This is a genomic window from Streptomyces sp. NPDC001351 (assembly GCF_042896045.1).
Taxonomy (GTDB): domain Bacteria; phylum Actinomycetota; class Actinomycetes; order Streptomycetales; family Streptomycetaceae; genus Streptomyces.
The window spans coordinates 36,100-61,838 of sequence record NZ_JBIAWS010000019.1; the positions used below are offsets into that span (position 1 = coordinate 36,100).

Annotated in this window: 29 protein-coding genes, 1 tRNA gene and 1 pseudogene; 10 read left to right on the plus strand and 21 right to left on the minus strand. The window is 69.5% G+C overall.

The window, feature by feature from the left end:
* The first annotated feature begins 99 nt into the window (after positions 1 to 99).
* The 3 genes from ACFY1U_RS44355 (at position 100) to ACFY1U_RS44365 (ending at position 1,499) form a co-directional block, all read left to right on the plus strand.
* Positions 100 to 750, plus strand: a complete 651-nt coding sequence (locus ACFY1U_RS44355; protein ID WP_390699772.1) for an HNH endonuclease signature motif containing protein — start codon at positions 100 to 102, stop codon at positions 748 to 750.
* Positions 747 to 1,409 carry an HNH endonuclease signature motif containing protein gene (locus tag ACFY1U_RS44360; protein WP_390699773.1) on the plus strand — a complete coding sequence of 221 codons (663 nt, stop codon included), beginning with the start codon at positions 747 to 749 and terminating at the stop codon, positions 1,407 to 1,409. Before ACFY1U_RS44355 ends, ACFY1U_RS44360 begins: the two co-directional genes overlap by 4 nt.
* A 15-nt stretch (positions 1,410 to 1,424) precedes the next feature.
* A tRNA-Leu gene (locus ACFY1U_RS44365) sits at positions 1,425 to 1,499 on the plus strand.
* Between the two features lie 44 nt (positions 1,500 to 1,543).
* Here the strand turns inward: ACFY1U_RS44365 and rdgB are convergent.
* From rdgB to ACFY1U_RS44385, 4 genes and pseudogenes are all read right to left on the minus strand, one after another.
* Positions 1,544 to 2,149, minus strand: coding sequence for an RdgB/HAM1 family non-canonical purine NTP pyrophosphatase (gene rdgB, locus ACFY1U_RS44370; protein ID WP_390699774.1), 606 nt, complete (start codon positions 2,147 to 2,149; stop codon positions 1,544 to 1,546).
* A 33-nt stretch (positions 2,150 to 2,182) separates the two neighbouring features.
* Positions 2,183 to 2,584, minus strand: a complete 402-nt coding sequence (locus ACFY1U_RS44375; protein WP_390699775.1) for a hypothetical protein — start codon at positions 2,582 to 2,584, stop codon at positions 2,183 to 2,185.
* A 142-nt stretch (positions 2,585 to 2,726) separates the two neighbouring features.
* A complete protein-coding gene (rph, locus tag ACFY1U_RS44380) occupies positions 2,727 to 3,464 on the minus strand; it encodes a ribonuclease PH (protein ID WP_030943652.1) in 738 nt (245 codons plus the stop codon).
* 105 nt (positions 3,465 to 3,569) lie between these two features.
* Positions 3,570 to 3,809: pseudogene (locus tag ACFY1U_RS44385) on the minus strand (glucose PTS transporter subunit EIIB); the annotation flags it as partial.
* A 256-nt stretch (positions 3,810 to 4,065) separates the two neighbouring features.
* Between ACFY1U_RS44385 and ACFY1U_RS44390 the strand changes: the two are divergent.
* Positions 4,066 to 5,331, plus strand: coding sequence for a PTS transporter subunit EIIC (locus tag ACFY1U_RS44390; protein WP_390699776.1), 1,266 nt, complete (start codon positions 4,066 to 4,068; stop codon positions 5,329 to 5,331).
* 68 nt (positions 5,332 to 5,399) lie between these two features.
* On the opposite strand, the gene ACFY1U_RS44395 is transcribed toward ACFY1U_RS44390, so the two are convergent.
* A complete protein-coding gene (locus ACFY1U_RS44395) occupies positions 5,400 to 6,152 on the minus strand; it encodes an MBL fold metallo-hydrolase (RefSeq protein ID WP_390699777.1) in 753 nt (250 codons plus the stop codon).
* 267 nt (positions 6,153 to 6,419) lie between these two features.
* Between ACFY1U_RS44395 and ACFY1U_RS44400 the strand changes: the two genes are divergently transcribed.
* Positions 6,420 to 6,872: a type II toxin-antitoxin system PemK/MazF family toxin gene (locus ACFY1U_RS44400; protein WP_390699778.1), complete on the plus strand. Its 453-nt coding sequence runs from the start codon at positions 6,420 to 6,422 to the stop codon at positions 6,870 to 6,872.
* Between the two features lie 25 nt (positions 6,873 to 6,897).
* On the opposite strand, the gene ACFY1U_RS44405 is transcribed toward ACFY1U_RS44400, so the two are convergent.
* The 7 genes from ACFY1U_RS44405 to clpS all read right to left on the minus strand — a co-directional run bounded on the left by ACFY1U_RS44405 (position 6,898) and on the right by clpS (position 11,610).
* Positions 6,898 to 7,848: a cysteine synthase gene (locus ACFY1U_RS44405; RefSeq protein ID WP_115907919.1), complete on the minus strand. Its 951-nt coding sequence runs from the start codon at positions 7,846 to 7,848 to the stop codon at positions 6,898 to 6,900.
* A 5-nt stretch (positions 7,849 to 7,853) separates the two neighbouring features.
* Positions 7,854 to 8,132, minus strand: a complete 279-nt coding sequence (locus tag ACFY1U_RS44410) for a MoaD/ThiS family protein (RefSeq protein ID WP_115907918.1) — start codon at positions 8,130 to 8,132, stop codon at positions 7,854 to 7,856.
* 105 nt (positions 8,133 to 8,237) lie between these two features.
* Complete coding sequence (locus ACFY1U_RS44415) at positions 8,238 to 8,339, minus strand: putative leader peptide (RefSeq protein ID WP_390699779.1); 102 nt, start codon at positions 8,337 to 8,339, stop codon at positions 8,238 to 8,240.
* 79 nt (positions 8,340 to 8,418) lie between these two features.
* Positions 8,419 to 8,841, minus strand: coding sequence for a Mov34/MPN/PAD-1 family protein (locus tag ACFY1U_RS44420; RefSeq protein ID WP_037710631.1), 423 nt, complete (start codon positions 8,839 to 8,841; stop codon positions 8,419 to 8,421).
* Between the two features lie 80 nt (positions 8,842 to 8,921).
* Positions 8,922 to 10,355 carry an amino acid permease gene (locus ACFY1U_RS44425; protein WP_351476019.1) on the minus strand — a complete coding sequence of 478 codons (1,434 nt, stop codon included), beginning with the start codon at positions 10,353 to 10,355 and terminating at the stop codon, positions 8,922 to 8,924.
* Between the two features lie 322 nt (positions 10,356 to 10,677).
* A complete protein-coding gene (locus ACFY1U_RS44430) occupies positions 10,678 to 11,280 on the minus strand; it encodes a DUF2017 domain-containing protein (RefSeq protein ID WP_365842136.1) in 603 nt (200 codons plus the stop codon).
* A gap of 12 nt (positions 11,281 to 11,292) precedes the next feature.
* Positions 11,293 to 11,610 (minus strand): ATP-dependent Clp protease adapter ClpS, encoded by a 318-nt coding sequence (clpS, locus tag ACFY1U_RS44435; protein WP_030943626.1) that lies wholly within the window; start codon positions 11,608 to 11,610, stop codon positions 11,293 to 11,295.
* A 139-nt stretch (positions 11,611 to 11,749) separates the two neighbouring features.
* Between clpS and ACFY1U_RS44440 the strand changes: the two genes are divergently transcribed.
* Both ACFY1U_RS44440 and ACFY1U_RS44445 read left to right on the plus strand, forming a co-directional pair.
* Entirely contained in the window at positions 11,750 to 13,096 is a 1,347-nt protein-coding gene (locus ACFY1U_RS44440; RefSeq protein WP_390699780.1) for a nicotinate phosphoribosyltransferase, read from the plus strand.
* Between the two features lie 127 nt (positions 13,097 to 13,223).
* Entirely contained in the window at positions 13,224 to 13,814 is a 591-nt protein-coding gene (locus ACFY1U_RS44445) for an isochorismatase family protein (protein WP_390699781.1), read from the plus strand.
* Positions 13,815 to 13,941: 127 nt separating this feature from the next.
* Here ACFY1U_RS44445 and ACFY1U_RS44450 read toward each other — a convergent pair whose 3' ends face one another.
* Positions 13,942 to 14,286, minus strand: coding sequence for a hypothetical protein (locus ACFY1U_RS44450; protein ID WP_099929189.1), 345 nt, complete (start codon positions 14,284 to 14,286; stop codon positions 13,942 to 13,944).
* Between the two features lie 133 nt (positions 14,287 to 14,419).
* Entirely contained in the window at positions 14,420 to 16,771 is a 2,352-nt protein-coding gene (locus ACFY1U_RS44455) for an immune inhibitor A domain-containing protein (RefSeq protein WP_390699782.1), read from the minus strand.
* A gap of 334 nt (positions 16,772 to 17,105) precedes the next feature.
* On the opposite strand from ACFY1U_RS44455, the gene ACFY1U_RS44460 reads away from it, so the two are divergent.
* Complete coding sequence (locus ACFY1U_RS44460) at positions 17,106 to 17,390, plus strand: hypothetical protein (protein WP_390699783.1); 285 nt, start codon at positions 17,106 to 17,108, stop codon at positions 17,388 to 17,390.
* A gap of 25 nt (positions 17,391 to 17,415) precedes the next feature.
* On the opposite strand, the gene ACFY1U_RS44465 is transcribed toward ACFY1U_RS44460, so the two are convergent.
* Both ACFY1U_RS44465 and ACFY1U_RS44470 read right to left on the minus strand, forming a co-directional pair.
* Positions 17,416 to 18,045, minus strand: coding sequence for an RDD family protein (locus ACFY1U_RS44465; RefSeq protein WP_390699784.1), 630 nt, complete (start codon positions 18,043 to 18,045; stop codon positions 17,416 to 17,418).
* Between the two features lie 89 nt (positions 18,046 to 18,134).
* On the minus strand, positions 18,135 to 19,583 hold the full coding sequence (locus ACFY1U_RS44470; RefSeq protein ID WP_390699785.1) for an RDD family protein: 1,449 nt from the start codon (positions 19,581 to 19,583) through the stop codon (positions 18,135 to 18,137).
* A 242-nt stretch (positions 19,584 to 19,825) separates the two neighbouring features.
* Here ACFY1U_RS44470 and ACFY1U_RS44475 point away from each other — a divergent pair, with 242 nt between their 5' ends.
* Positions 19,826 to 20,239, plus strand: coding sequence for an SsgA family sporulation/cell division regulator (locus ACFY1U_RS44475; protein WP_390699786.1), 414 nt, complete (start codon positions 19,826 to 19,828; stop codon positions 20,237 to 20,239).
* 25 nt (positions 20,240 to 20,264) lie between these two features.
* Here ACFY1U_RS44475 and ACFY1U_RS44480 read toward each other — a convergent pair whose 3' ends face one another.
* Complete coding sequence (locus ACFY1U_RS44480; RefSeq protein ID WP_390699787.1) at positions 20,265 to 21,680, minus strand: FAD-binding oxidoreductase; 1,416 nt, start codon at positions 21,678 to 21,680, stop codon at positions 20,265 to 20,267.
* 101 nt (positions 21,681 to 21,781) lie between these two features.
* Here ACFY1U_RS44480 and ACFY1U_RS44485 point away from each other — a divergent pair, with 101 nt between their 5' ends.
* Complete coding sequence (locus tag ACFY1U_RS44485) at positions 21,782 to 23,215, plus strand: tetratricopeptide repeat protein (RefSeq protein ID WP_390699788.1); 1,434 nt, start codon at positions 21,782 to 21,784, stop codon at positions 23,213 to 23,215.
* 144 nt (positions 23,216 to 23,359) lie between these two features.
* Here ACFY1U_RS44485 and nthA read toward each other — a convergent pair whose 3' ends face one another.
* The 4 genes from nthA to hppD are packed head-to-tail and all read right to left on the minus strand — an operon-like array spanning position 23,360 to position 25,676.
* Complete coding sequence (gene nthA / locus ACFY1U_RS44490; RefSeq protein ID WP_390699789.1) at positions 23,360 to 23,941, minus strand: nitrile hydratase subunit alpha; 582 nt, start codon at positions 23,939 to 23,941, stop codon at positions 23,360 to 23,362.
* Complete coding sequence (locus ACFY1U_RS44495; protein ID WP_390699790.1) at positions 23,938 to 24,234, minus strand: SH3-like domain-containing protein; 297 nt, start codon at positions 24,232 to 24,234, stop codon at positions 23,938 to 23,940. Before ACFY1U_RS44495 ends, nthA begins: the two co-directional genes overlap by 4 nt.
* Entirely contained in the window at positions 24,227 to 24,517 is a 291-nt protein-coding gene (locus ACFY1U_RS44500; RefSeq protein ID WP_390699791.1) for a hypothetical protein, read from the minus strand. The genes ACFY1U_RS44495 and ACFY1U_RS44500 overlap by 8 nt, the downstream gene beginning before the upstream one ends.
* A 13-nt stretch (positions 24,518 to 24,530) precedes the next feature.
* A complete protein-coding gene (gene hppD, locus ACFY1U_RS44505) occupies positions 24,531 to 25,676 on the minus strand; it encodes a 4-hydroxyphenylpyruvate dioxygenase (RefSeq protein WP_390699792.1) in 1,146 nt (381 codons plus the stop codon).
* Positions 25,677 to 25,739: the final 63 nt, after the last annotated feature.

The window sequence follows — 25,739 nt, forward strand, 5'->3', positions numbered from 1 at the left end:
CCCGGCGCGGGCCGCTTTACATGTCGGGCGTGACTGTCCGATTAGCGGTTCGTTACTCCGTACGGGCTGCGAACGCGCGGCCGGAACGGAGGGGGCTCGATGGGGGCCAGTGCGTACACCAGGGAGCGGCTGGAGGAGGCGGCTCGGGGGGCGCGGACTTTGTCGGAGGCGTTGGGGAGGTTGGGGGTGGATCCGAAGAGCTGGAAGCGGCGGTACGTCCGTGAGCGGATGAAGAAGCTCGGGGTGGACGTTTCGCACTTCGAGCGCGAGGGGGCCAAGTGGACGAGGGAGATCCTTGAGCCTGTGGTAGCGGCGTCGACAAGCGTGAACGAGGTGCTACGGCGCCTCGGGCTCGACATGGTCGGCGGGCACCACACGCACATTTCCCGGCGCATCAGGGCGTACGGTCTCGACACCTCGCACTTCTCACCGGTCACCCGCACCGAGCGGCAGCGGTACAGCCAGCGCCGCAGGGCGCCCGAAGAAATCCTCGTCGAGGACGCTTCGCCACACATCACACGCGTAGCGAGCGGCCGCCTCAAGCGGGCGATGCGTGAGCTGGGCGTAGAAGAGCGCTGCGCGCTGTGCGGGATCGAGCCGGTATGGCTCGGAGAACCGCTCCCCCTCGAGGTTGACCACATCGACGGCAACTGGCGGAACAACCGGATCGAGAACCTGCGGTTCCTGTGCCCCAACTGTCACTCGACAACAGACAGTTACCGGGGTCGCGGCAAGGGCAGGGCTTCATGAGCAACGGCGTGCAGTACACCCGGGAACGGCTGGCAGAAGCCGCCGCGCAGTGTTCGGACATCGACGAGGTCATCGCGTTCTTCGGCACCCAGCCGTACGGCTACCTCCGCCGTTACCTCACGAGACGGTTCGCTCACTTCGACATCGGCATCTCGCACTTCCGCCCCTGTGGCAGACGGCCTCGCCCGACGGAGGGCGAACTGCGAGCGGCGGTCGCCAAGTCGACCTCCCTCGCGGAAGTACTACGCCGCCTGGATCGCACAGACAACGGCGCGCAACGCGCCCAGCTTCGCAAGTGGATCGCCGAACACGACATCACGACCTCGCACTTTCTAGGGCAGGCCCACCAACGAGGCAAACCTTCAGCGAACGCCAAGCGCCCGGAGGAGGTGCTGGTCCAGCACAGCGGCACGCACCGAACAACGACCAAGCGCCTACGTCGTGCGCTTCTGCAAGTCGGCGTTGCCGAAGAATGCGCCCGTTGCGGGACCGGCCCCGAGTGGCTCGGTAGGCCCATGACCCTGGAGGTCGACCACATCAACGGCGACTGGAGCGACGACCGACGGGAGAACCTGCGGTTGCTCTGCCCCAACTGCCACGCGATCACCAGCACCTGGTGCAGGGGAGGCAGACAGCGAGCAGCGCCCAGCTCCCAGTAGAGTAGGCAGGGCTGCGGGCCCGTATCCCAGCTGGCAAGAGGATGCCGGTTTAGATCCGGTATGTCGTGGGTTCGAGTCCCACCGGGCCCACCCTGCGGAGGGCGCCCCACTACTAGGTGAGGCGCCCTTCAGTGTCAGCCCAGGAGCTCCCGCACCACCGGCACGAGAGCCCGAAACGCCTTCCCCCGATGGCTGATCGCGTTCTTCTCCTCCGCGGTCAGCTCCGCGCACGTCCGCGAGTCCCCCTCCGGCTGCAGGATCGGGTCGTAGCCGAAGCCGTTCGTGCCCACCGGGGTGTGCCGCAGTACGCCCCTCAGCTGGCCCTCGACCACCCGCTCCCGCCCGTCCGGCAGTGCCAGTGCCGCCGCGCACGCGAAGTGGGCGCCCCGGTGTTCGTCCGCGATGTCCGACAGCTGGGCCAGCAGCAGTTCCAGGTTGGCCCTGTCGTCGCCGTGCTTGCCGGCCCAGCGGGCGGAGAAGATGCCGGGTGCGCCGTGCAGCACGTCCACGCACAGGCCCGAGTCGTCGGCGACCGCGGGCAGGCCCGTCGCCTGCGCCAGGGCGTGGGCCTTGAGCAGGGCGTTCTCGGCGAACGTCACGCCTGTTTCCTTGACGTCGGGGACATCCGGATACTCCTCCGCCCCGACCAGCTCATGAGCGAGTCCTGCTTCGGCGAGGATCGCCCTGAGCTCGGTGATCTTTCCGGCGTTGCGGGTGGCGAGGATCAAGCGCGTCGTCATGGGGCAACAGTACGGCGCGGCCCGCAGGGGGCCTTACGAGGAGGTGCAGACCTTCGTGAGTTCGCCCGCCGCGTCCGTGACGGGGCTGACGTCCGGGGTCTTGTCGCCGTTCTTGATGGCGGTCCGGACGTTCGAGACGGCCTTGTTCAGGTCGTCGACCGCCTTGTTGACGTCGGCGTTGTCGGTCTTGTCGCCGATCTTGTCGAGGTTCTTGTCGATGGAGGCGAGCGACTCGTCGAGCTGGGTCGGGTCGTTCGAGGCGTTTTCCACGGCCTGCTGGAGGTTGGTGACGCTGTCGGCGATGGTGTCGGCGGTCTGGACGCAGTCCATGGCCTTGTCGACGGCGTCGCAGCCGGTGGTGAGGCCCGCGGTCAGCACGGTGGCTGCCAGTGCTGCGACGGTGACGGTGATGCGGCGGCCTCGGCTCGCGGCCATGACTGTGGTCCCTCCGTTGTCCAGGCCCGTGGGCCCCCCGTACTGGTCGGGCGCACGGTGGTGTGCCGTGCGCCCGCATTCGTAGGGACGCCGGGAGGAGCGTCGAGGTTGCCCCGGGCCGCCGTTCCGCTTGGTGCGTCCTTTACTTTTCGAGGACCGTATCAAGCGCCTTGCGCTGCAGGACAGCGAGTTCCGAGCAGCCGGAAACCGCCAGGTCCAGAAGGGAGTTGAGCTCCTCACGGGCGAACGGTTCGGCCTCCGCGGTGCCCTGGACCTCGACGAAGCGGCCGTCGCCGGTGCAGACGACGTTCATGTCGGTGTCGGCCCGCACGTCCTCCTCGTAGCAGAGGTCGAGCAGGGGGATGCCGCCGACGATGCCGACCGAGACCGCCGAGACGGTGCCGGTGAGCGGCTGGCGGCCGGCCTTGATCAGCTTCTTGCCCTGGGCCCAGGCGACGGCGTCGGCCAGGGCCACGTATGCGCCGGTGATCGCGGCCGTACGCGTGCCGCCGTCGGCCTGCAGGACGTCGCAGTCGAGGACGATGGTGTTCTCGCCGAGCGCCTTGTAGTCGATGACCGCGCGCAGGGAGCGGCCGATGAGGCGGCTGATCTCGTGGGTGCGGCCGCCGATCTTGCCGCGTACGGACTCGCGGTCGCCGCGGGTGTTGGTGGCGCGGGGCAGCATGGAGTACTCCGCGGTGACCCAGCCCTCGCCGCTGCCCTTGCGCCAGCGGGGGACGCCTTCGGTGACGGAGGCGGTGCAGAAGACCTTGGTGTCGCCGAAGGCGATGAGGACGGAGCCCTCGGCGTGCTTGCTCCAGCCGCGTTCGATGGTGATCGGGCGGAGTTGTTCGGGGGTGCGGCCGTCGATTCGAGACATGGCGACGAGCCTAGCCGTACAAGCCGAAAGGGCCCCTCCCGCGGTGGGAAGGGGCCCCCATGAGTGAGTGCGGGCCGGGTCGGCCGTGGCTCATCTCACGTCTGTTCACATCATGTCTTCGATCTCCGCGGCGATGGGGTCGGCGTCGGTGCCGATGACGACCTGGATCGCGGTGCCCATCTTGACGACGCCGTGGGCGCCGGCGGCCTTCAGGGCGGTCTCGTCGACCAGCGAGGCGTCGCTGACCTCGGTGCGCAGCCGAGTGATGCAGCCCTCGATCTCCTCGATGTTGTCGATGCCGCCGAGCCCGGCAACGATCTTCTCAGCCTTGCTGGCCATGTCAGTCTCCTCACGCGCGGTTTGCTATCGCCCGTAGCTGGTCTACACCACCCGGGAGGTGGCCGCCAACCTGGGGCCGCGCTTCGCCGCCGAGGCCTGACGGGCCGCCAGAAAACAGTGGGTTCCTTATCCGGCCTTCACCGTGCTACAACAGGTCTACACCACAGGTCTAAACCACTGAGTGTTCCACAATGGTTCGGACCAGCGACGCCGCCGTCCTCTTCCCTGTCCCCGGGCGGCGCTCTGCCCCCTGGAGGAAGTTGTGACCACGGCCAGCGCCGCTCCCGCGGCCGAGAAGAAGAAGGGCCCCGGCGCGATGGCTGTGCTGCAGCGTATCGGGCGCAGCCTGATGCTGCCGGTGGCCGTCCTGCCCGCCGCCGCCCTCCTGGTGCGGCTGGGCAACACGGACATGCTCGGACGCCCCTCCTTCCCCACGTTCCTCACGAAGATCGCCGGGTTCATGGCGGCGGGCGGCAACGCGATCCTCGACAACATGGCGCTGCTGTTCGCCGTGGGCATCGCGATCGGCTTCGCCAAGAAGTCGGACGGCTCGACGGCGCTCGCCGCGGTCGTCGGCTACCTGGTCTTCAAGAACGTGCTGGCCACGTTCACGGACAAGAACCTGCCGAAGGTGGCGACGGCCGTCGACGGCAAGGTCGTCATGGTGAACGCGCCGGTCGACGCCAAGGTGCTCGGCGGTGTGGTGATGGGTCTCGTGGTCGCGCTGCTCTACCAGCGCTTCTACCGCACCAAGCTGCCGGACTGGGCGGGCTTCTTCGGCGGCCGGCGCCTGGTGCCGATCCTGTCGGCCTTCGCGGGCCTGGTCATCGGCATCGTCTTCGGCTACATCTGGCCGGTCCTCGGCACGGGTCTGCACAACTTCGGCGAGTGGCTGGTCAAGTCGGGTGCGGTCGGCGCGGGCATCTTCGGTGTGGCCAACCGCGCGCTGATCCCGATCGGCATGCACCACCTGCTGAACTCCTTCCCGTGGTTCCAGGCGGGCGACTACCACGGCAAGAGCGGTGACATCGCGCGCTTCCTGGCGGGCGACCCGACCGCGGGCCAGTTCATGACCGGCTTCTTCCCGATCATGATGTTCGGTCTGCCGGCGGCCTGTCTCGCGATCGTGCACTGCGCCCGCCCCGAGCGCCGCAAGGTCGTCGGCGGCATGATGTTCTCGATCGCCCTGACGTCGTTCGTGACGGGTGTGACCGAGCCCATCGAGTTCACGTTCATGTTCATCGCGCCGGTCCTGTACGCCATCCACGCGGTCCTCACCGGTGTCTCGCTGGCGCTGACCTGGGCGCTCGGCATGAAGGACGGCTTCGGCTTCTCGGCGGGCGTGGTGGACTTCGGCCTGAACTGGGGCATCGCGACCAACCCGCTGGGTCTGATCCTGGTCGGCCTGTGCTTCGGCGTCCTCTACTACGTGATCTTCCGCTTCGCGATCATCAAGTTCAACCTGCCGACGCCGGGCCGCGAGTCCGACGAGGAACTGGCGGAACTGCAGAAGGCGGAGGCCAAGTAGCCTCACGCCACCGCGCACGAAGGCTCCCGGAACCCCTGGTTCCGGGAGCCTTCCGCGTGTTCGCCGCGCTAGATCTCGTACGTCTGCCTCGGTGCCGCCAGGGCCACGGGACCGTCGAAAACCGCCTGGGCGTCCGCCAGGTTGATCTGCGGGTCGGTCCACGGCGGGATGTGCGTCAGGACCAGGCGCCGGGCGCCCGCCCGGGCCGCCGTCTCGCCCGCCTCGCGGCCGTTGAGGTGCAGGTCGGGGATGTTCTCCTTGCCGTGCGTGAAGGCGGCCTCGCACAGGAACAGGTCCGTGTCGCGGGCGAGTTCGTCCAGGACGGAGGTCGTGCCCGTGTCGCCGGAGTACGTCAGGGACTTCCCGCCGTGCTCGATGCGGATGCCGTACGCCTCCACGGGATGGGCCACGCGTTCCGTGTGCACCGTGAACGGGCCGATCTCGAACGTGGACGGCTTGACCGTGTGGAAGTCGAAGACCTCGCTCATGGAGGAGGCGGTGGGGGTGTCGGCGTAGGCGGTGGTCAGCCGGTGTTCCGTTCCCTCGGGTCCGTAGACGGGAATCGGGTCGCAGCGGCCGCCGTCGTGCCGGTAGTAGCGCGCCACGAAGTAGGCGCACATGTCGATGCAGTGGTCGGCGTGCAGATGGCTGAGGAAGATCGCGTCGAGGTCGTATAGACCGCAGTGGCGCTGCAGCTCGCCAAGGGCACCGTTGCCCATGTCGAGAAGCAGCCGGAAGCCGTCGGCCTCTACGAGGTAGCTCGAGCAGGCCGATTCCGCGGACGGGAACGACCCCGAGCAACCGACGACGGTGAGCTTCATGAAGCAGAAACCTCCGCTGGCGGGAACTTTTCCGGGAAGGAGAACGGGGGTCGTGCGGTCCGTCGAGCGTAAGGCGCAAAACGTCCGGTCGCTCCTCAGGCAGGGGCTGTTGTGGGCGAACTCACCTGTGGTGTCACCGGTTCGGCTGGAAGCGACGGGGGTGTCTCCCAGGCCTTTCGGGCTGTGGGGGAGGGTGAGGCATGTGAGGGGGAGCACGGGTTGCGCGGAGGGCGCGCGGCGCTGATCGTGCGCCGGTAACGTCTTCGTATGGACACGTCATGGTGGCTCGCGCTCGCGGCGGTGATACTGCTCGCGCTGGTCGCCACGCTCGTCGACGGCTGGGGGCGGGGACGACGGCCCGCGGGGCGCCGGACGCGGCCGCCGGGCGGGCCGGGTGTGCGGGGTGGCGGGCGGCCCAAGCCCGCGGAGATCTGGTGGGCGAACGTTCCCTACGAGGACCGGCCCGGCAACAAGGACCGGCCCTGCCTGGTGCTGGTGGTGCACGGGGAGCGGGCGGTCGTCGCGAAGATCACCAGCAAGTACCACGACGAGCGGGCCGGGGTGATCCCGTTGCCCCCGGGGGCCGTGGGCGATGCGCAGGGGCGGGCGAGCTTCCTGGAGACGGACGAGCTGCGCGAGGTGCCGGTGTGGGAGTTCCGGCGCCGGGTGGGTGTGGTGGACCCGGTCCTGTGGGACCAGGTCCGGCACCTGGCGACATGAGCCCTTCGAGCAGGCCCGCCGAGGACTAGGCCCAGAGCTGTCCCTGCAGCGTCTCGATGGCTTCCTCCGTCGTGGCCGCCGTGTAGACGCCCGTCGACAGGTACTTCCAGCCGCCGTCGGCCACGACGAACACGATGTCCGCGCTCTCGCCGGCCTTGAGGGCCTTGTTGCCGACGCCGATCGCCGCGTGCAGGGCCGCGCCGGTGGAGACGCCCGCGAAGATGCCCTCCTGCTGCAGGAGTTCACGGGTGCGGGTGACGGCGTCCGCCGAGCCGACGGAGAAGCGGGTCGTCAGCACCGAGGCGTCGTAGAGCTCCGGTACGAAGCCCTCGTCGAGGTTCCTGAGCCCGTACACCAGGTCGTCGTAGCGCGGTTCCGCGGCGACGATCTTGACGTCCGGCTTGTTCTCGCGCAGGAAGCGGCCGACGCCCATCAGCGTTCCGGTCGTCCCGAGGCCCGCCACGAAGTGGGTGACCGAGGGGAGGTCGGCGAGGATCTCGGGGCCGGTCGTCGCGTAGTGCGCGCCCGCGTTGTCCGGGTTGCCGTACTGGTAGAGCATCACCCAGTCCGGGTGCTCGGCCGAGAGTTCCTTGGCCACCCGGACCGCGGTGTTGGAGCCGCCCGCCGCCGGGGAGGAGATGATCTCCGCGCCCCACATGCCGAGCAGGTCGCGGCGCTCCTGCGAGGTGTTCTCGGGCATCACGCAGACCATGCGGTAGCCCTTGAGCTTCGCGGCCATGGCGAGCGAGATGCCGGTGTTGCCGCTGGTCGGCTCCAGGATGGTGCAGCCCGGGGTCAGACGGCCGTCCTTCTCCGCCTGTTCGATCATGTGCAGGGCGGGGCGGTCCTTGACCGAGCCGGTGGGGTTGCGGTCCTCCAGCTTGGCCCAGATGCGGACGTCCTCGGACGGCGACAACCGCGGCAGGCGCACCAGAGGGGTGTTGCCCACCGCGGCCAGCGGGGAGTCGTAGCGCATGCGGATCAGGCCATACCGCCGGCCACGGCCGGCAGGATCGTGACGTTGTCGCCGTCGGCGACCTTGGTGTTGATGCCCTCGAGGAAGCGGACGTCCTCGTCGTTCAGATAGACGTTGACGAAGCGGCGCAGCTCGCCGTTGTCCACGATGCGAGCCTGGATGCCCGCATGCCGGGTCTCGAGGTCGGCGAAGAGCTCGGCGAGGGTGTCCCCGTTGCCCTCCACCGCCTTCTCGCCGGCGGTGTAGGTGCGAAGGATGGTAGGGATGCGGACCTCGATGGCCATGGCTCAGGGCTCCTGTCGGGAGTAGTCAGTCGGTGGGCGCGCGGCAGCGCAGTGGAGCTTGTGGTGCACAAGGCGCCGCGGCTCACGGCCGTACGGCGGCAGGGGTCAGCGCGTACAGATGGCGCTCTGCAGCCTGCACAGGTCGACGTGCAGCCGCGCCACGAGCAGCGTGCCCGGCGTCTTGTCGCTCACGTCGTGGAAAACCATGGGGTCATCGTATCGATTCCCGGACCCGGTCCCGGAGTGTGATCTCGGATATTGGACTAATTCCGACCGAAGTGCGAGATCAGTAGGCCTCTACGACCGTGACCTCCTCCTCCGTGACCTCGCCCTCCACGATCCGGTACGAGCGGAACTGGAAGTCGCCGAGTCCGTCGGTGTCCGCGGTGGAGACCAGGACGTAGTGGGCGCCGGGCTCGTTGGCGTAGGAGATGTCGGTGCGGGAGGGGTAGGCCTCGGTCGCGGTGTGGGAGTGGTAGATGACCACCGGCTCCTCGTCGCGGTCGTCCATCTCGCGGTAGAGCTTGAGCAGGTCGCCGGAGTCGAACTCGTAGAACGTGGGCGACATGGCCGCGTTCAGCATCGGGATGAACCGCTCGGGGCGGTCCGAACCGGCCGGGCCCGCGACGACGCCGCACGCCTCGTCGGGGTGGTCCTTGCGCGCGTGCGCGACGATCTGGTCGACCAGGGCCTGGGTGATGGTCAGCATGCTCGCCAGGATAAGCAGAGGGCCGCCCCGTACCGATGGGTGGTACGGGACGGCCCGGATGCCGAACGGAGGGGCCGGGATCAGCCGACCTTCTCCAGCTCGGGCTCGCGCCGCCGGGTGACCTCCGGGTTGCTCGCCTTGAGGATCGCCCAGCCGATGCCGAGGACGACCGCCCAGCCGGCCATCACATAGAGGCAGACGCGGGAGTCGGCGTCGTAGGCGATCAGACCGGTGACGAAGAGCAGGAACACGATCGCGATGTACGAGCACACCGCGCCGCCCGGCGCCGGGAAGGACGAGGCGGGCAGCCGGCCCGCGACGACCGCGCGGCGGTAGAGGACGTGGCTGATCAGGATCATCAGCCAGGTCCAGATGCCGGCCGCGGTGGCCACCGAGGTGACGTAGCCGAAGGCCTTCTCCGGAACGATGTAGTTGAGGACCACACCGATGCCCATGAAGGCGACGGAGACCGTGATGCCGAGGGCCGGCGTCTTGGAGGCCGACAGCTTGGCGAAGGCGCGCGGGGCCTCGCCGTTGTCCGCCAGCGTGCGCAGCATGCGGCCCGTGGAGTACATGCCCGAGTTGCAGGAGGACAGGGCCGCGGTCAGAACGACGAAGTTGACGATGCCCGCGCCGGCCGGGATGCCGATCAGCGCGAACGCCTTCACGAAGGGGCTGACGCCGTCCGCGAACTCGGTCCACTTGACGACGCAGAGGATGACGGTGAGCGCGCCGACGTAGAACAGCGCGATGCGCCAGGGCAGGGTGTTGATCGCCTTGGGGAGGGTCTTCTCCGGGTTCTCGGACTCGCCGGCCGTGACGCCGACCAGCTCGACGGCGAGGTAGGCGAACATGACGCCCTGCAGGGTCATCAGGGACGAGCCGACGCCCTTGGGGAAGAAGCCGTCGAACTGCCAGAGGTTGGCGACGGAGGCGGTGTCACCGGCGGCGCTGAAGCCGAAGGTGAGGACGCCCAGGCCGATCACGATCATGCCGATCAGCGCGGTGACCTTGACCATCGAGAACCAGAACTCCAGCTCGCCGAAGAGCTTCACGGAGATCAGGTTGACCCCGAAGAGGATCACCAGGAAGACCAGGGCGGTGGTCCATTGCGGAACGTGCGGGAACCAGTAGTGGACGTAGATCGCGGCGGCCGTCAGCTCGGCCATGCCGGTCACGACCCACATCAGCCAGTACGTCCAGGCGGTGAAGTAGCCGAAGAACGGGCCGAGGAACTCGCGGGAGTACTCCGCGAAGGAGCCCGAGACCGGGCGGTAGAGGAGCAGCTCGCCGAGCGCCCGCATGATGAAGAAGATGATCACGCCCGCGAGGGCGTACATGAAGATGAGGCTGGGGCCGGCCTTGGCGATGTTCGCCCCGGCACCCAGGAAGAGGCCGACGCCGATGGCGCCGCCGATCGCGATCATCTGGACCTGACGGCTGCCGAGCCCGCGCTCGTACCCCTCTTCGGCCCCCTCGGGGGCGTTGTCCGTACCGACCTGAGCGGAGGTCATGTGGTGGTGCGCCTTTCTCCATTCCGACCCCGGGCCTCTCGTCGGCCCCGGATCGGATCTCGATCCCCCCGGATTGATGGAGCGTTGTGCCTGGCCGGCGATTGGCCGGCTCGGTGGCGCACCCGGCTGAACATGGGTGGTGTTCGCCGGGCGGTCGTGAAGATTTATCACGGCCGCAACCTTGATCATTCGAGCAGAATGTGGCGCACACCACAGGGAGAACCGGACAAAGGCCACCCCACGGGCGCATAGAAGGCGGCCCTGGTGACCTCATCGTTATCCGGATTTGAGCGTCCTCTGAGCGAACACCGAACGCCTCGGATCAGGGCATAAGGGTCGAGACGAGCGTCTCCTGGAGGCCGCCCAGCCACAGATACGCCATCACCATCGGCTTGCGCGGGTCCTCGTCCGGGAGGCGGTAGAGCAGGTCGGTGTCGTCCTCGTCGGTGATCTCGAGGCGGGAACCGATCGCCAGGCGCAGGTCGTTGAGGGCGCCGAGCCACTGCCGGGACTCCTCGACGGACAGCTTGAGGATCGCCCCGCCGTCCCCCGCCGGCGTGAGCGCGTCCAGGGAGCGGATCACGGCGAGGGCGCTCTCGCGCTTGCCGGCGCGCAGGTCGTTCTCCGTGTAGCGGCGGAACTCGGCGGAGTACGCCCGCTGCTCCTCCGCCTCCTTGGGCCCGGGGGTGCCCTCCGGGTCGCTGTAGGCGTCCGGGAAGAGCCGCCTGAGCACGGGGTCCTTCGGGGGCTCGCTGGGCCCCTCGGCGAAGAGCTCGGCCAGCGGGTCGTCGGGGGCGTCCTCACCGGGGCCGGGCCCGACGAGCTCGAGGAGCTGGACGGCCAGCGACCGGATGATGGAGATCTCGACGTCGTCGAGCGCGACGGCCGCGCCGCCGCCGGGGAGCGGTTCGAAGGTTCCTGGCATCAGGTTGAGTCGCTACTTCCGGTCCTGCTGGAGGGTGGCCCACAGTCCGTACCCGTGCATGGCCTGCACGTCGCGTTCCATCTCCTCGCGAGTGCCGCTGGAGACGACCGCCCGGCCCTTGTGGTGGACATCGAGCATGAGCTTGGTGGCTTTGTCCTTGGTGTAGCCGAAGTACGTCTGGAAGACGTACGTCACATAGCTCATGAGGTTGACCGGGTCGTTGTGCACGATCGTGACCCAGGGGACGTCGGGCTCGGGTACGGCGAAGACCTCCTCCGCCGACTCGGTGCGTTCGATCTCAAGGGGAGCGGGTGACGTCACACAGCCCATGCTGCCACGGGCCCCACAAATCGTCACACTGACGTAAAGGGGTGTAGCATCCCTTCCCATGCTGCACACATCGGGGGACAACCCCCGAACCCCCGGCCGACCTGGGGGCACCCGAAGAGTCATAGCTAGGAGAGCTGTGGTGGACGTAGCGGACCTTGGGCTGCCGGTGGACGTTCCCTCGACGGCGCTCTTCACGGACCAGTACGAGCTCACGATGCTGCAGGCCGCCCTCAGGGCCGGTACGGCCGAACGGCGAAGCGTCTTCGAGGTCTTCACCCGGCGGCTGCCCGAGGGGCGGCGCTACGGCGTGGTGGCCGGCACCGGGCGGGTCCTGGACGCCGTGGAGAACTTCCGTTTCGACGCGGGCGTGCTGGGCTTCCTGCGCGAGCGGAACATCGTCGACGAGGCGACCCTCGAGTGGCTGGCCTCCTACCGCTTCTCCGGTGACGTGTGGGGCTATCCGGAGGGCGAGGTGTACTTCCCCGGCTCGCCGATCATGCGCGTCGAGGGCTCGTTCGCCGAGTGCGTGCTGCTGGAGACGGTGATCCTCTCCATCCTCAACCACGACTCCGCGATCGCCGCGGCCGCCTCCCGGATGTCCTCGGCCGCCGGGCACCGCCCGCTGATCGAGATGGGCGCCCGGCGTACGCACGAGCTCGCCGCCGTCGCCGCCTCCCGCGCCGCGTACGTGGGCGGCTTCGCCTCCACCTCGGACCTCGCGGCCGGCTTCCGCTACAACATCCCGACCGTCGGCACCTCCGCGCACGCCTTCACCCTCCTGCACGACCGGGAGCGGGACGCCTTCCAGGCCCAGGTGAACTCGCTCGGCCGGGGCACCACCCTGCTCGTGGACACCTACGACGTCGCCGAGGCCGTCCGCACGGCCGTCGAGATCGCCGGACCCGAGCTGGGCGCCGTGCGCATCGACTCCGGCGACCTGCTGCTGGTCGCGCACCGGGTGCGGCAGCAGCTGGACGAGCTGGGCGCGAAGGCCACGAAGATCATCGTGACCTCGGACCTCGACGAGTACGCCATCGCCTCGCTGGCGGCGGCGCCCGTGGACGCGTACGGCGTCGGAACGCAGCTGGTCACCGGGTCCGGGCATCCTACCTGCTCGATGGTGTACAAGCTGGTCGCCCGCGCCGAGTCCGCCGACCCCAAGGCGCCGCTGGAGCCGGTGGCGAAGAAGTCCAGCGGCGGCAAGACGTCCATCGGCGGCCGCAAGTGGGCCGCGCGCCGCCTCGACGCGGACGGGGTCGCGGAGGCCGAGGTCGTGGGCACCGGCATCGTCCCGGCCGAGCTGGCGGACCGGCAGCTGCTGGTCGAGCTGGTCAAGGGCGGTGACGTGGTGGCGCGCGAGCCGCTGGACGCCGTACGCGACCGGCATGCGGCCGCGCGCGCCAACCTGCCGCTGTCCGCGACCCAGCTCTCGCGCGGGGAACCGGTCATTCCGACGGAGTACGTACACGGGCGCTCGGGTAGCTAAAGCAGGTGCCGCCGGATACGCCCCGTAACAACCCCTCCCCTACCGGACGGGAACTGAATACGCTCGGAAGTTCAATGGCCGGGCCCGCACCCCTCCCCCGACCCCATCGTCGAGAAGGACACCCACCATGCGCCGCGCCTTGATCGTCGTTGACGTGCAGAACGACTTCTGCGAGGGGGGCAGCCTCGCCGTGGCCGGGGGTGCCGATGTGGCCGCCGCCATCACCGAGCTGATCGGGCAGGCGGGCGGCTCCGGCTACCGGCACGTGGTGGCCACCCGCGACCACCACATCGCACCCGGCGGCCACTTCGCCGACAACCCCGACTTCCGGCACTCCTGGCCCGCGCACTGCGTCGCCGGCACCGAGGGCGTCGGCTTCCACCCGAACTTCGCGCCCGCCGTCGCCTCCGGGGCGGTCGACGCCGTCTTCGACAAGGGGGCGTACGCGGCGGCGTACAGCGGGTTCGAGGGGGCCGACGAGAACGGCGTGAAGCTCGCCGACTGGCTGCGCGCACGGGAGGTCGGCGAGGTCGACGTCGTCGGGATCGCCACCGACCACTGCGTGCGCGCTACCGCGCTGGATGCCGCGAGGGAGGGGTTTCGCACCCAGGTGCTGCTCGACCTGACCGCTGGCGTGGCCGAGGACACCACCGAGCGGGCTCTGGAGGAGCTGCGCTCGGCGGGTGTGGAGTTGTCCGGGAAGCCCGTGGTTGCCTGACGCCTCGCTGTGCCGCGATGGGTTGTCGGGCGGCTACAGGTTCGTCGTGGCTTGTCGCGCCCGCGCGGCGGTAGCCGCAAATCAACACCGCCCCGCGCCCCTTACGGGGCGCTACGAAGCCGTAGGGTCATGCCGGAGCCGTCGGGCGTCTTAGCAGGGCCCTGACCGGGTGCCACAGCTCCTGGGGGAGTTCCGGGCCGTGTACGACACCGATGTCAGGCGCCGTGCGCCAGATGAGGCCGTCGGGGTGGTGCAGGACCGCGGTGATCTCGTCCGGGGTCGGTGGGGCTGCGTTTCCGCGCAGGTAGACCGCCCGCATGCCCAGGTTGCGCAGCCTGGTCAGGGCGCGTGCCCGGTTCTGGGCGTGCACGAGGAAGCGTATGCAGCCCGTGCCGTCGGCGGTGGGGCTGGGCAGGTTCAGCGCCACCACCACGCTGCCTGTCGGCAGCTTGCAGAAACCTCCTGCGGCCATGCAGTCACACCCCCGTGCGAGTCGATGTCGTTACCGGTGTCAATAAGGGAAGCACAGGACGCACCTAAACACGATCGGCGGCGACCCGCCAGAGGGTCACCGCCGATACGTCTCTGACCTGCGGAAATACCGACTACTTCACCGCGGGACCGACCTCGACCTTGATCGTCGAGCCGTCCTTGGCCTCCTTCACGATCTTGATCTTGGTGTTGGTGTCAGTGATCTTGACACCGGCGAAGGGGGTCGCCTCGTCGTAGTACGTGCTCGCGTGATCGTCGAAGACCGGCACGCCCTTCGACGACGGCAGCTTCGTTACGACGTCCGCGTTGTGCAGCGTGATGCCGTCCGTGCGGTACAGGCTGAACGGCGAGTCGTAGGACTGGATACGGCTGCGCATCAGCGTGCCGTCGGACCACTTCAGCGCCGTCGGGTGCGAGTCGACGGGCAGGACCAGGCCGACACCGGGGTGCTGGCTGGTGTTGTTGTCCTGCTGCGAGGTGTCCCACTTCCAGATCAACAGGCCGTTCTGGTACGGGTAGTGCTCCACCCAGTCCGGACGGCTGGCCGAGAAGCCGAAGTTGTACGGGCCGACCTTCAGGGTCCTGTCGTACGACACGTACTGGCGGTTCTCCGCGATGTAGTACTGCTTGTAGTCCTTGGTGAAGGACGCGCCGATGCGGGAGAAGCCGGTGGCCGTCCAACCCGGGTCCGCGCTCTCGGCGTTGTCGCCGAACAGCGTGGCGCCGTCCGCGGTCACCGTGATCTCGTCGGCCGCGAAGCCCTTCTGCGCCACACCGCCGTCGGTCTGGTAGCGGAAGCGCAGGCCGATCTTCTTGCCCGCGTAGGCGTCCAGCGAGTACGACAGCTTCTTGTAGCCGTCGACCGTGCCCGTCAGCGCCGGCTTGCCGCTGCCGTCGCGCGGGACGGCCTGGCCGTCCACCGTGCCGTCGAGCGGGGTCCAGTTGGCGCCGTCGTCGGTCGACACCTCGGTGTAGAGGTAGTCGTAGTTCGCCTCGATGTCGTAGTAGCCGTCCAGGGTGAGGGTGGCCTTGGACCTGCCGGTGAGGTCGACCGACCGGGTCAGCGTGTTCTTGAGGTCGTTGCCGCTGCCGCTCCACCACTGGGACGAGCCCTGCGCCGGGGTGACGACGTCGGTGGTGACCGCCTTGTCGGGCAGCGAGACCACCAGCGCCTGCTTGTTCTTGGTGTTGTACTCGGCGACACCCAGCTTGTGCTTCGACTTCGTCGCGGCCTTCGCCGTGTCGTAGTTGAGCCAGCCCAGCTGCAGCTTGTCCCAGGCGTTGAAGTTGCCCGGCAGGTCACCGATGGCGTCCTCGCCGCGGCCGAGCCAGGACCCGTTGGACATCAGCGTCCAGAAACCGGTCGAGTTCTCACCGGCGTTGGTGGTGTCGTAGTGGTCCGGCAGGCCCAGGTCGTGGCCGTACTCATGGGCGAAGACGCCGAGTCCGCCGTTCTCCGGCTGGATGGTGTAGTCGCCGACCCAGACGCCGGTGTCGCCGATCTGCGCGCCGCCGAGCTTGTTGCCCGTGGGGCCTGTGCTGCCCGCGTCGCTGCCGAAGGCGTACCAGCGGTGCGCCCAGATCGCGTCCTTGCCCTGGACGCCGCCGCCCGCGGACTCGTCCTCGCCGGCGTGCACGATCTGGAAGTGGTCTATGTAGCCGTCGGGCTCGTTGAAGTTGCCGTCGCCGTCGTAGTCGTAGCGGTCCCACTGGTCGAACTTCGCCAGGTCCGTCTTGATGTCGGCGTCGGACTTGCCGGCCGCCTTCTGCTGGGCGACCCACGCGTTCACGCCGTCGCTGACGACGTTCCACACGCTCGGGCAGTTGGTGGACCCGCAGGCGTTGTTGCCGTAGCGGGCCTCGTTGTAGGGGACCTTGACCCAGTCGGCGACCTCGCCGTCCACCGAGTAGCGGCCCGAGGACTGCTTCTCGTAGAAGGACTTCATGGAAGCGGTGCCGGTGCCGAAGTAGAGGTCCTGGAAGTGCTTCTGGTTGTAGTCCGCCTGCCAGGCCGTCGAGTTGTCCTTCGTGCGGTCGGGCTGGGCTATCTGGTTGTGCGCGGGGCCCGCCGTGCCGCCGTACGTGCTGTCTGTCTTGTCGCCGAACTCGACCAGGATCGTGAAGATCTTGTCGGTCTTCTCCCGCCCCAGCTCCACGTACTTGCGGTCGCCCTTCTTGCCCTTCAACTGGACGACCTGCGAACCGCCCCGGTCCGTGACCTGGGCCTGGCCGGATATGACCTGGTTCAGGGCCTCCTGGCGCCGGGCATCCTGGGTCTTGGAGAGCGGACCGTCGAGGTCGTCCTGCTCCATGCTCTTGACCGCCGCCGGGTCATGGCGGTCACGGGTGGCCGTCGCGGCCGGGTCGGCGGCCTGGGCCACGGCGAACGTCGAGAACGTGGCGGTGGCCGCCGCGAGCGCGACGCCGATCGCGGTTGCTCTGAACGTCCAGGGTTTTGGAGTCACTTGAGTTCCTCTTGGTCAAGGTGGCAAGTCAAGTGACGCAATTTGACTAGAGGTCGGTAAGAAAAAACAGATCTTGACTTGGACACAACAATTGCACTATGCGGAGTTGGGGTTCGCTTTACGGACACCCCTGACCGGCGCGTTCGAACGTCCACTTGATGGACGCCATGACTCCGTGCGCCCCCTGTGCACCGGACGTGTTGGTTAGGTCACGCTTACCGTTCGTTCCGCTCGGGCATGCACGCGATTAGAGTCGGATGGCGGACTGCCCGGAAATCGGCAGAAACCCAGGCCGACTCACCCGTGGACCCCCACTTCCGAGGACACGATTGCCATGCCTCGTCCGACGCCCGCCCAGTTCGTCTACGGTTCGTGCACCGTGATCTTCTCGACGCTCGCCATGCTGCTGCTGTCGCAGACGAGTTCGGGCGTGGGGATCGCGGTCATCGCCTTCGCGGCACTCGCCCTCGGGCTTCTGGTCGCCATGACGGTTCCACTGCCGAGGCCGAGGGTCGTTGCGGTGCAGCAGCCTCCGGCGGTTGTGGAGGAGGCGCCCGTGCCGGCTGCGGTCGCCTCGGCGGCGGCCTCCGAGCCGGTGCGGGAGCGCGCCGCTTCCTGAACCCGCGCCCCTTTGGGGAGCGGACTCAACTGATGCTCACCACGACCGTCTTCGCGGCCTTGTCGTGCAGGCCCTGTTTGTAGGGGCGGTCGAAGTAGCTCCAGCCACCCGAGATGGCGGTCCAGATACAGGCGCAGCAGAACGCGAACGGGATCCACAGGACCGCCGAGCGGATCAGTGTGGTCTGCACGGAGGGTGTGGAGCCGTTGTCGAGGTTGGCCACGCGCATGCCCAGCCACTTCTTGCCGAGCGTCTGTCCCGACCTGCTGATCAGATACGTGTCGTAGCCGATGTAGAGCACGGCTGCGATCAGCGACTGCGCGAAGGACTTGGTGTAGGAGAGGTTGTTGCCGTTCACGTCGTACTCGTGGACGTTGAACGCCCAGGTGAGCAGCCAGACGACGATGCCCACGAGGATCAGGTCGATGATCCGGGCGAGGGTGCGCCTGCCGCTGTCGGCGAGCGGGGGCATACCGGCGAGGGGGTCGGTGGGGTGCTGGCCGCCGCCGTAGGGGTCACCGCCGTACGGCGGGGGCTGCCCGCCGCCACCAGGGGCGTCGTACGGCGAGCCCGATCCCTGGCCGGGAGGGGGCTGCTTCCTGAAGAGGTCGTCCTCCGGCGGTCCGCCGGATCCGGGGGGCGGTTCGCTGCTCATGGCCCGAGTGGACCGCGAACCTCCCGGCTCCGCATCCGGCGAACGGCCGTCCGGAGTACCGAATCACCTGGTGCGTACGTCGTACGCGGTCAGCCCGCGACGAACGTACCCGCGGCCTTGTCGTGCCAGCACTGGTGCCACGGACGGTCGAACAGGCACCACAGGACGCCCACGACTCCGACGCCGAGCAGGCCGGGCACGCTGTACACGAGCCAGCGGCGCAGCGCCCCGCCGAAGGTCGGCGGCTCATGCGCCTCGATGTCCCGCACCTCCAGGCCGAGCAGCTTCTTGCCGAGGGTGCGGCCCCATTTGGCGGTGGGCAGCACCTCGTAGAGGACGCCGAAGCCGAGCAGGACGGCCAGGATGATGCCCAGGTACACCGAGGTCGTGCCGTCCAGCAGCCAGACGGTGACGGTCTGGCCGGAGAGCCTGGCCTCGTCGATCTTCTCGTTGATGTGGTCGACCGCCTTGGTGCCGAGCGGTACGGCGGCCACGGCCGTGACGCCCGCGAGGACGACGGTGTCCAGCAGCCGGGCGGCCAGCCGCTTGCCGAGGCCTGCGGGGCGGGCCGCCGCCTGGCGTCTGGCGGCCGCCTGGAAGATGTCCTCGACCGGCGGCTTCCAGGGGGCCACGGGCTGGTCCTCGTCGGCACCCGCCAGCCGGTGGACCTGCTGTGCCCAGGAGTGCTGGCCGCCGCCGGGGCCGCTGGTCATGGGGGTCGCGACGGGGGCGGGCGCCTGCGCGGCTGGGGGCTGGGCGGCCGCCGCGGGCCGGGCGGCGCCGCCCTGCGGGGGGATCACCGGGGTGGGGGCCTGCTGGGGGCCCGAAGGGGCGGGCTGGCCCTGCGCCGCTGCGGCGCGGTCGGCGGCCGCCTTGCCGGCGCCGAAGCCGGGCGCCCCCGTGCTGCCGCTCTGCGCCCCGCCCTGCCTGCCCGTGCGCTGGGACAGCGCACGGAACGTCATGGTGCCCTCGTCGGCCGCGGGGCCACCGGGGCTGGGGATGCCGTGGCCGGCCGCCGGCGGCTCCTTCTCCCCGGTCTGCGCCGTCGGCCTGCGGAAGACGAAGGTGCCGTCGGAGGCCGGGTCGTCCGCGTCCGAGTCCGCCGGCGGGATCGTCGCCGTGCCGTCGGTGCGGGACGCCTGGCCGTCCGGCTGGGCCGGGGCGGCGTCGGCGAGGCGCGGGTCCGCGGACTGCGGGTTGCCCCAGGACACCCGGCGGTCCTGGTCACCGCCGAAGCCGGACTGCTGGGAGCTGTCGGCGCCCCAGGCGGTCGCAGGTTCGGGCCGGCCGCCGTGCTGGGCCGGGGCGGACTGCGGCACGGGGTCCTCGTCGAAGAAGTGCGGTCCCGTCTCCTCGACCGGAGCCGGGTCGCTGCCGGGCGGCGCGGCGAGCGACTCGCCGTCCGTCGGGGCCGGACGGCTGGTGCCCGGTACCCAGGACGCACCGTTCCAGTACCGGACATATCCGGGAATGGACGGGTCCGGGTAATACCCTTCGCGGGGCCTGTTGTCACCGGGTGCCGGGGTTGGGGCGCTCATGTCCGTCGTCCCGTATCTGCTCGGGGGTGAATATGGGGGCCTCCACATCTATCAGACGGGCGCAACCCCCACCGACAGTCCCGCGAGTCCCACCCCTTTCCGGGCAACGCCGTGCACCGTCCTCACACGTCCGGAAAAAAATTCTCCGAACCCGCGTAATGCTCGCGCCCCTCTCCTCTCTCCACGTGTACGGGCCCACCCGCAGGGCCCCGTACACCTGCCCGAGAGAGGAACCGCACGACATGCACTACACCGTGGTGGAGCGCGAACTGGAGCTCAGACTGATCCTGTCGCCGGAGCGGAGCATTCCGGTGCCGGCCCGGCTGGGCTACCGCACCGACGACCCGTACGCCGTCCACATCACCTTCCACACCAACTCCGAGAACCCCGTGTACTGGACGTTCTCCCGCGACCTCCTGGTGGAGGGCGTGTTCCGGGCCTGTGGGCACGGGGACGTGCGGGTGTGGCCGACCAAGTCGGAGGGCCGCAGCGTCGTTGTGATGGCGCTGAGTTCACCCGACGGTGACGCCCTGCTCGAGGCGCCGGCCGCCCAGGTGTCGGCCTGGCTGGAGCGGACACTGCGGGTGGTGCCCCCGGGGACCGAGGGCGAACAGCTCGGGATCGACGACGCGCTCGACCAGCTGCTCGCCCAGTGACCCCGGCGATCCCGTCTGGACGGGATCAGAACAGCTTGCCCGGGTTCAGGATGCCCAGCGGGTCGAAGACCTGCTTGACCGCCCGCTGCATCTCCACCCCCACCGGGCCGATCTCGCGCGCCAGCCACTCCTTCTTCAGGACGCCCACGCCGTGCTCGCCGGTGATCGTGCCGCCGAGTTCCAGACCGAGCGCCATGATCTCGTCGAAGGACTCGCGGGCGCGCCGGGACTCGTCGGGGTCGGCGGCGTCGAAGCAGACCGTCGGATGGGTGTTGCCGTCGCCGGCGTGCGCGACGACACCGATGGTGAGCTGGTACTTCTCGGCGATCCGCGCGGTGCCTTCGAGCATCTCGCCGAGCCGGGACCGGGGCACGCACACGTCGTCGATCATCGTCGTACCCCTGACGGCTTCGAGCGCGGTGAGCGACAACCGCCGCGCCTGGAGCAGCAGTTCGGACTCCGCGAAGTCGTCGGCCGGGACGACCTGGGTGGCGCCCGCCGCCTCGCACAGGGCGCCGAGGGCGGCGAGGTCGGCGGCGGGATCCGGGGTGTCGAAGGCCGCGAGGAGCAGCGCCTCCGTGGTCTCCGGGAGGCCCATGTGCGCGAGGTCGTTGACCGCCTTGACCACCGTACGGTCCATCAGTTCGAGCAGCGACGGAACGTGGCCGCCCTCCATGATCTTGCACACCGCGTCGCAGGCGGCGGCGCCGGACGCGAACTCCGCGGCGAGCACCAGCTGCTGCGGCGGCTGCGGCCTGAGGGCCAGGATCGCCTTGACGACGATGCCGAGCGAGCCCTCGGAGCCGACGAAGAGCCGGGTGAGGTCGTAACCCGCGACGCCCTTGGCCGTACGGCGGCCGGTGGACATGAGCCGCCCGTCGGCCAGCACCACCTCCAGACCGAGCACGTACTCGGCCGTGACCCCGTACTTCACACAGCACAGACCGCCCGAGGCCGTGCCGATGTTGCCGCCGATCGTGCACATCTCCCAGCTGGACGGGTCCGGCGGGTAGTACAGGCCGTGCTCGCCGACCGCGCGGGAGAGGGTCGCGTTGATGACGCCCGGTTCGACCACGGCGATGCGGTCGACGGGATTGATCTCCAGGATGCGGTCCATCTTGGTCAGGGACAGCACGATGCAGCCGTCGGAGGCGTTGGCGCCGCCCGACAGGCCCGTGCGGGCGCCCTGCGGGACGACCGGGACGCGCAGTTCGGTGGCGATGCGCATGACGTGCTGGACCTCTTCGACCGTGCGGGGCAGCACGACCACCGCGGGGGTGCCGGCCGGGCAGAAGCTGGCCATGTCGTTGGCGTAGGAGGCCGTGACGTCCGGGTCGGTCAGGACGGCCTCGGCGGGCAGACCGCCCAGCAGACGGTCGACGAGGTTGCCGGTCGCTGCTGTGTCTTCATCGCGACGCGCTTCGATACGGCTCATGATCACAGCGTCGCACCCGGGGCCATCGGTGTGAACCCCGTCTACGGCACTGGACGTATGCCGGGATGTGCTCGTCGTATTGACGGTCATGACGCACAGTGATCGCCATGGAGAAGCAAGCGGAGGGCCGCCGCTCGCGTCCGGTCCCGAGAGTGCTGATCGCCGCCGTGGCGGGGTGTGCCGTGCTCGGCGGGGCGCTGGCGCTGTGGCCCTGGGAGCGGGCGGCCGCGCCCCGGCCGGTGGCGCCCGTGGCGGCGCCGGGCGCGCAGGCGCTGACGGCGGTGACCTCCGGGGTGCCGGCCGCGCTGCCGGACCTGGCGATGCTGATCGCGGGGCGCGAGGCCCGGGTGCGGGCGCACCCCGAGGACGCGCAGTCGTGGGCGGTGCTGGGGACGGCCTACGTGGAGCAGGGGCGGCGCACGGCGGATGCGTCGAACTACCCGCGGGCCGAGAGGGCGCTGCGGACTTCGCTGAAGGTCCGGGAGAAGGGGAACGCGGCGGCGACGGCCGGCATGGCGGGGCTGGCGGACGCCCGCCGGGACTTCCGGTCGGCGCGGACCTGGGGCGTGGCTGCGCTGAAGCTCGCGCCGAAGCGGTGGACGACGTATCCGCTGCTGATCGACGCCTACACCGGGCTCGGCGACTACAAGGCGGCCAAGAAAACGCTCGACCGGCTGCTGGAACTGCACCCGGGGGCGGCCGCCGTGCGGGCGCGGGCCGCGGCCCTCTACCGCGACCGGGGCTGGCGGGAGGACGCCGCGGCCGCCCTCTCGGACGCGGCGGCGGCAGCGGGCACACCGGCCGAGCAGGCGGCCTGGCTGGAGCGGTCCGGGCAGCTTGCCTTCGAGCGCGGGGACCTGGAGGAGGCGCTCAGGCACTTCCAGGCGGCGGTACGGCTCGACCCCGACCAGCGGGCCGCGCAGGCCGGGCAGGGCAGGACGCTGGCGGCACTGGGCCGCACGACGGAGGCGCTGAACGCGTACCGGGTGGCGCTCGACAAGCAGCCGTGTCCCCAGTACGCCCTGGAACTGGGCGAGTTGTACGAGTCGCTGGGCATGGCGGATGCCGCCCGCGCGGAGTACGACGTGCTGGGCGCGCGGGTGCAGGACGAGGTGGCGGGCGGTGTGGACGACGACCTGGTGCGCGGTGTGTTCGAGGCGGACCACGGGGATGCGCGGGCGGCCGTGCGGATGCTGCGCGCCGAGTGGCGGCGGCAGCCCGGGACCGAGGTGGCGGATGCCCTGGGGTGGGCGCTGCACATGGCCGGGGACGACAAGGGGGCGCTGAAGTTCGCCATGGCGGCGACGGACACTGCGCACGGGGGCGCCGTGCGCAGTGCGCTGTACGCGTACCACCGGGGCATGATCGAGCGGGAGCTGGAGCTGGCCTGGCCCGCGCGGCGGCATCTGCAGGAGGCGTTGCGGATCAACCCGTACTTCTCACCGCTACGGGTGCCTCTCGCGAAGCAGGCGCTGGCGGCACTGGGCGACCCGCCGGACGAGCCAGTGCCGACGGGGAGCCCGAGCGCCGAGGAGGACTAGGCGCTGAGCGCTCCGCGGGACGGGCGGCGAATGGGCCGTCGATCGTCCGCGGGCCCGTCGTGGCTGGTCGCGCAGTTCCCCGCGCCCCCTAAAAGCGCAGCCGACTTCGCCGGGGCGACTTGGACGTCCGGAACCACCGGCCCGTCAGACAGCTGCGGTACCGATCAGTGCGTTGCGCGTGACGAGGGCCGCGAGTTGCTCCTCCCCCAAGCCGTCCGTGTTCTCCGGGCGGCGCGGGAGGACCATGTAGCGCGTCTCCGCGCTGGAGTCCCACACCGTGATCTCCGTCCCGGCGGGCAGTTCCAGGCCGAACTCGGCGAGCACGGCCCGGGGTTCGCGAACCACGCGGGAGCGGTAGGCCTCGGACTTGTACCAGCTCGGGGACGGGCCGAGCAGGCGCAGCGGGTAGCAGGAGCAGAGGGTGCAGACGATGACGTTGTGGGTCGTGTCCGTGTTCTCGACGACCCGCAGACGCTGGTACGAGCCCTCCATGAAGCCGAGTTCGCGGACCGCCGCGGTGCCGTCCGCCAGCAGCCGCGCCCTGAAGTCGGCGTCGGTCCAGGCGCGGGCGACGACCCGCGCGCCGTTCGCGGGCGAGGCCCCTGAGAGGGACGCGTCGATGATCTCGTCCAGCCGGGCGCCCGAGAGGACCCCCTTCTCCTCCAGCAGGGTCTCCAGGCGCCGTACCCGCCGCGCGATCGTCGCGTCGGAGTGGTCACCGCTCATCGGGCCGCACCTTCTTCGTCCGCTTCCAAGTAGCTTTCCCACAGGTCCAGTACGACGTGGTGGTCACCCTCGCCCCACAGGTCACGGGCCGCGAACCGGACGGCGTAGACCTGCTCGACCGGCGCGGCCCCCCGCCCCTGCGCGCTGACGTCGGCGAGTTCCGCCCGCCCCTCGGGTTCGACCACGACGCCCCGCTTGCCGCGTGCGTACCGCGGCAGGCGGGTGTGGTGCGGCGGGTCGTGGTGGAAGGTGCGGACGGCCGTGCCCGGCGGGAAACGGTCGGCCTCAGCCATCGAGCTCCTCCAGCTCCCCCGGCTTGATCACGCCCTTGCGTTCCAGCAGGGTGCAGATCGCCTCGAACCAGCGCTCGTAGTACGACGCCGCCAGGTACTCCCTGGGCGGCATCGACTCGATGGCGTCCCGGAACTCGTTCGTGTTGAAGATCCCCTGTGCGCGCAGGGCCCCGAGGAGCCCGACGACCCGGGCCTCCCAGTCCGCGTGGAAGGGCTCGGCGTCGTCGGTGATGTCGACGGCGCCGAAGCCCTCCGTGCCGCCCACGTCGTTGATCCTGGCCATGCGGCCAGCCTACTCAGAGGTTGCCGCGCCTCTCCTGCTCCCGCTCGATCGCCTCGAACAGGGCCTTGAAGTTGCCCTTGCCGAAGCCCATCGAGCCGTGCCGCTCGATGATCTCGAAGAAGACGGTCGGACGGTCCTGGACCGGCTTGGTGAAGATCTGCAGCAGATAGCCGTCCTCGTCACGGTCGGCGAGGATCTTCAGCTCGCGCAGCGTGTCGATCGGCACACGGGTGTCGCCGACCCACTCGCCGAGGGTGTCGTAGTACGAGTCCGGGGTGTTCAGGAACTCCACGCCCGCCGCGCGCATCGTGCGGACCGTCTGCACGATGTCGTTCGTGTTGAGCGCGATGTGCTGGACGCCCGCGCCGCCGTAGAACTCCAGGTACTCGTCGATCTGGGACTTCTTCTTGGCGATGGCGGGCTCGTTGATCGGGAACTTGACCTTGAGCGTGCCGTCGGCGACCACTTTCGACATCAGCGCGCTGTACTCGGTGGCGATGTCGTCGCCCACGAACTCCTTCATGTTCGTGAAGCCCATGACCTTGTTGTAGAAGCCGACCCACTCGTTCATCCGGCCGAGCTCGACGTTGCCCACGCAGTGGTCGATGGCCTGGAAGGTGCGCTGGGCGGGCGGCTCGACCATGGGGGCGGCGGTGACGAAGCCGGGGAGGTAGGGGCCGTCGTAGCCGGAGCGGTCGACGAGGGTGTGGCGGGTCTCGCCGTAGGTGGCGATCGCGGCGAGGACGACCGTGCCGTGCTCGTCCTTCAGCTCGTACGGCTCGGCGACGCTCTTCGCGCCGTGCTCGATCGCGTAGGCGTACGCGCGGCGGGCGTCCGGGACCTCGATGGCGAGGTCGACGACCCCGTCACCGTGCTCGGCCACATGCCGGGCGAGGAAGTGGCCCCAGGTGGTGGCGGGCTTGATGACGGAGGTGAGGACGAAGCGGGCGGAGCCGTTCTCCAGGACGTAGCTCGCCGTCTCGCGGCTGCCGTTCTCCGGTCCGGAGTACGCGACCAGCTTCATGCCGAAGGCGGTGGAGTAGTAGTGCGCCGCCTGCTTGGCGTTGCCCACGGCGAAGACGACCGCGTCCATTCCCTTGACCGGGAAGGGGTCGGCCTGCCGGGCGGTGTCGGGAGTGTGGTGTGTGGTCTGCGTCATAGCGGCAGCCTCATCCCCATACGGCAAGGTGCGCAATAGTTTCTTTTTTTGCTGGGCAATGTG

Bases quoted from the DNA above. Each gene is read 5' to 3' on its own strand.
- ACFY1U_RS44425 (WP_351476019.1), bottom strand. From the start codon at position 10,355: ATGACCTCCGCTCAGGTCGGTACGGACAACGCCCCCGAGGGGGCCGAA.
- ACFY1U_RS44420 (WP_037710631.1), bottom strand. From the start codon at position 8,841: ATGCTGACCATCACCCAGGCCCTGGTCGACCAGATCGTCGCGCACGCG.
- ACFY1U_RS44375 (WP_390699775.1), bottom strand. From the start codon at position 2,584: ATGGCCGCGAGCCGAGGCCGCCGCATCACCGTCACCGTCGCAGCACTG.
- ACFY1U_RS44430 (WP_365842136.1), bottom strand. From the start codon at position 11,280: ATGCCAGGAACCTTCGAACCGCTCCCCGGCGGCGGCGCGGCCGTCGCG.
- rdgB (WP_390699774.1), bottom strand. From the start codon at position 2,149: ATGACGACGCGCTTGATCCTCGCCACCCGCAACGCCGGAAAGATCACC.
- ACFY1U_RS44495 (WP_390699790.1), bottom strand. From the start codon at position 24,234: ATGGCTGAGGCCGACCGTTTCCCGCCGGGCACGGCCGTCCGCACCTTC.
- ACFY1U_RS44415 (WP_390699779.1), bottom strand. From the start codon at position 8,339: ATGGTTTTCCACGACGTGAGCGACAAGACGCCGGGCACGCTGCTCGTG.
- rph (WP_030943652.1), bottom strand. From the start codon at position 3,464: ATGTCTCGAATCGACGGCCGCACCCCCGAACAACTCCGCCCGATCACC.
- ACFY1U_RS44500 (WP_390699791.1), bottom strand. From the start codon at position 24,517: ATGGCCAGGATCAACGACGTGGGCGGCACGGAGGGCTTCGGCGCCGTC.
- ACFY1U_RS44360 (WP_390699773.1), top strand. From the start codon at position 747: ATGAGCAACGGCGTGCAGTACACCCGGGAACGGCTGGCAGAAGCCGCC.
- hppD (WP_390699792.1), bottom strand. From the start codon at position 25,676: ATGACGCAGACCACACACCACACTCCCGACACCGCCCGGCAGGCCGAC.
- clpS (WP_030943626.1), bottom strand. From the start codon at position 11,610: ATGGGCTGTGTGACGTCACCCGCTCCCCTTGAGATCGAACGCACCGAG.
- ACFY1U_RS44400 (WP_390699778.1), top strand. From the start codon at position 6,420: ATGGACACGTCATGGTGGCTCGCGCTCGCGGCGGTGATACTGCTCGCG.
- ACFY1U_RS44460 (WP_390699783.1), top strand. From the start codon at position 17,106: ATGCCTCGTCCGACGCCCGCCCAGTTCGTCTACGGTTCGTGCACCGTG.
- ACFY1U_RS44465 (WP_390699784.1), bottom strand. From the start codon at position 18,045: ATGAGCAGCGAACCGCCCCCCGGATCCGGCGGACCGCCGGAGGACGAC.
- ACFY1U_RS44445 (WP_390699781.1), top strand. From the start codon at position 13,224: ATGCGCCGCGCCTTGATCGTCGTTGACGTGCAGAACGACTTCTGCGAG.
- ACFY1U_RS44485 (WP_390699788.1), top strand. From the start codon at position 21,782: ATGGAGAAGCAAGCGGAGGGCCGCCGCTCGCGTCCGGTCCCGAGAGTG.
- ACFY1U_RS44355 (WP_390699772.1), top strand. From the start codon at position 100: ATGGGGGCCAGTGCGTACACCAGGGAGCGGCTGGAGGAGGCGGCTCGG.
- ACFY1U_RS44405 (WP_115907919.1), bottom strand. From the start codon at position 7,848: ATGCGCTACGACTCCCCGCTGGCCGCGGTGGGCAACACCCCTCTGGTG.
- ACFY1U_RS44450 (WP_099929189.1), bottom strand. From the start codon at position 14,286: ATGGCCGCAGGAGGTTTCTGCAAGCTGCCGACAGGCAGCGTGGTGGTG.
- nthA (WP_390699789.1), bottom strand. From the start codon at position 23,941: ATGAGCGGTGACCACTCCGACGCGACGATCGCGCGGCGGGTACGGCGC.
- ACFY1U_RS44475 (WP_390699786.1), top strand. From the start codon at position 19,826: ATGCACTACACCGTGGTGGAGCGCGAACTGGAGCTCAGACTGATCCTG.
- ACFY1U_RS44410 (WP_115907918.1), bottom strand. From the start codon at position 8,132: ATGGCCATCGAGGTCCGCATCCCTACCATCCTTCGCACCTACACCGCC.
- ACFY1U_RS44395 (WP_390699777.1), bottom strand. From the start codon at position 6,152: ATGAAGCTCACCGTCGTCGGTTGCTCGGGGTCGTTCCCGTCCGCGGAA.
- ACFY1U_RS44470 (WP_390699785.1), bottom strand. From the start codon at position 19,583: ATGAGCGCCCCAACCCCGGCACCCGGTGACAACAGGCCCCGCGAAGGG.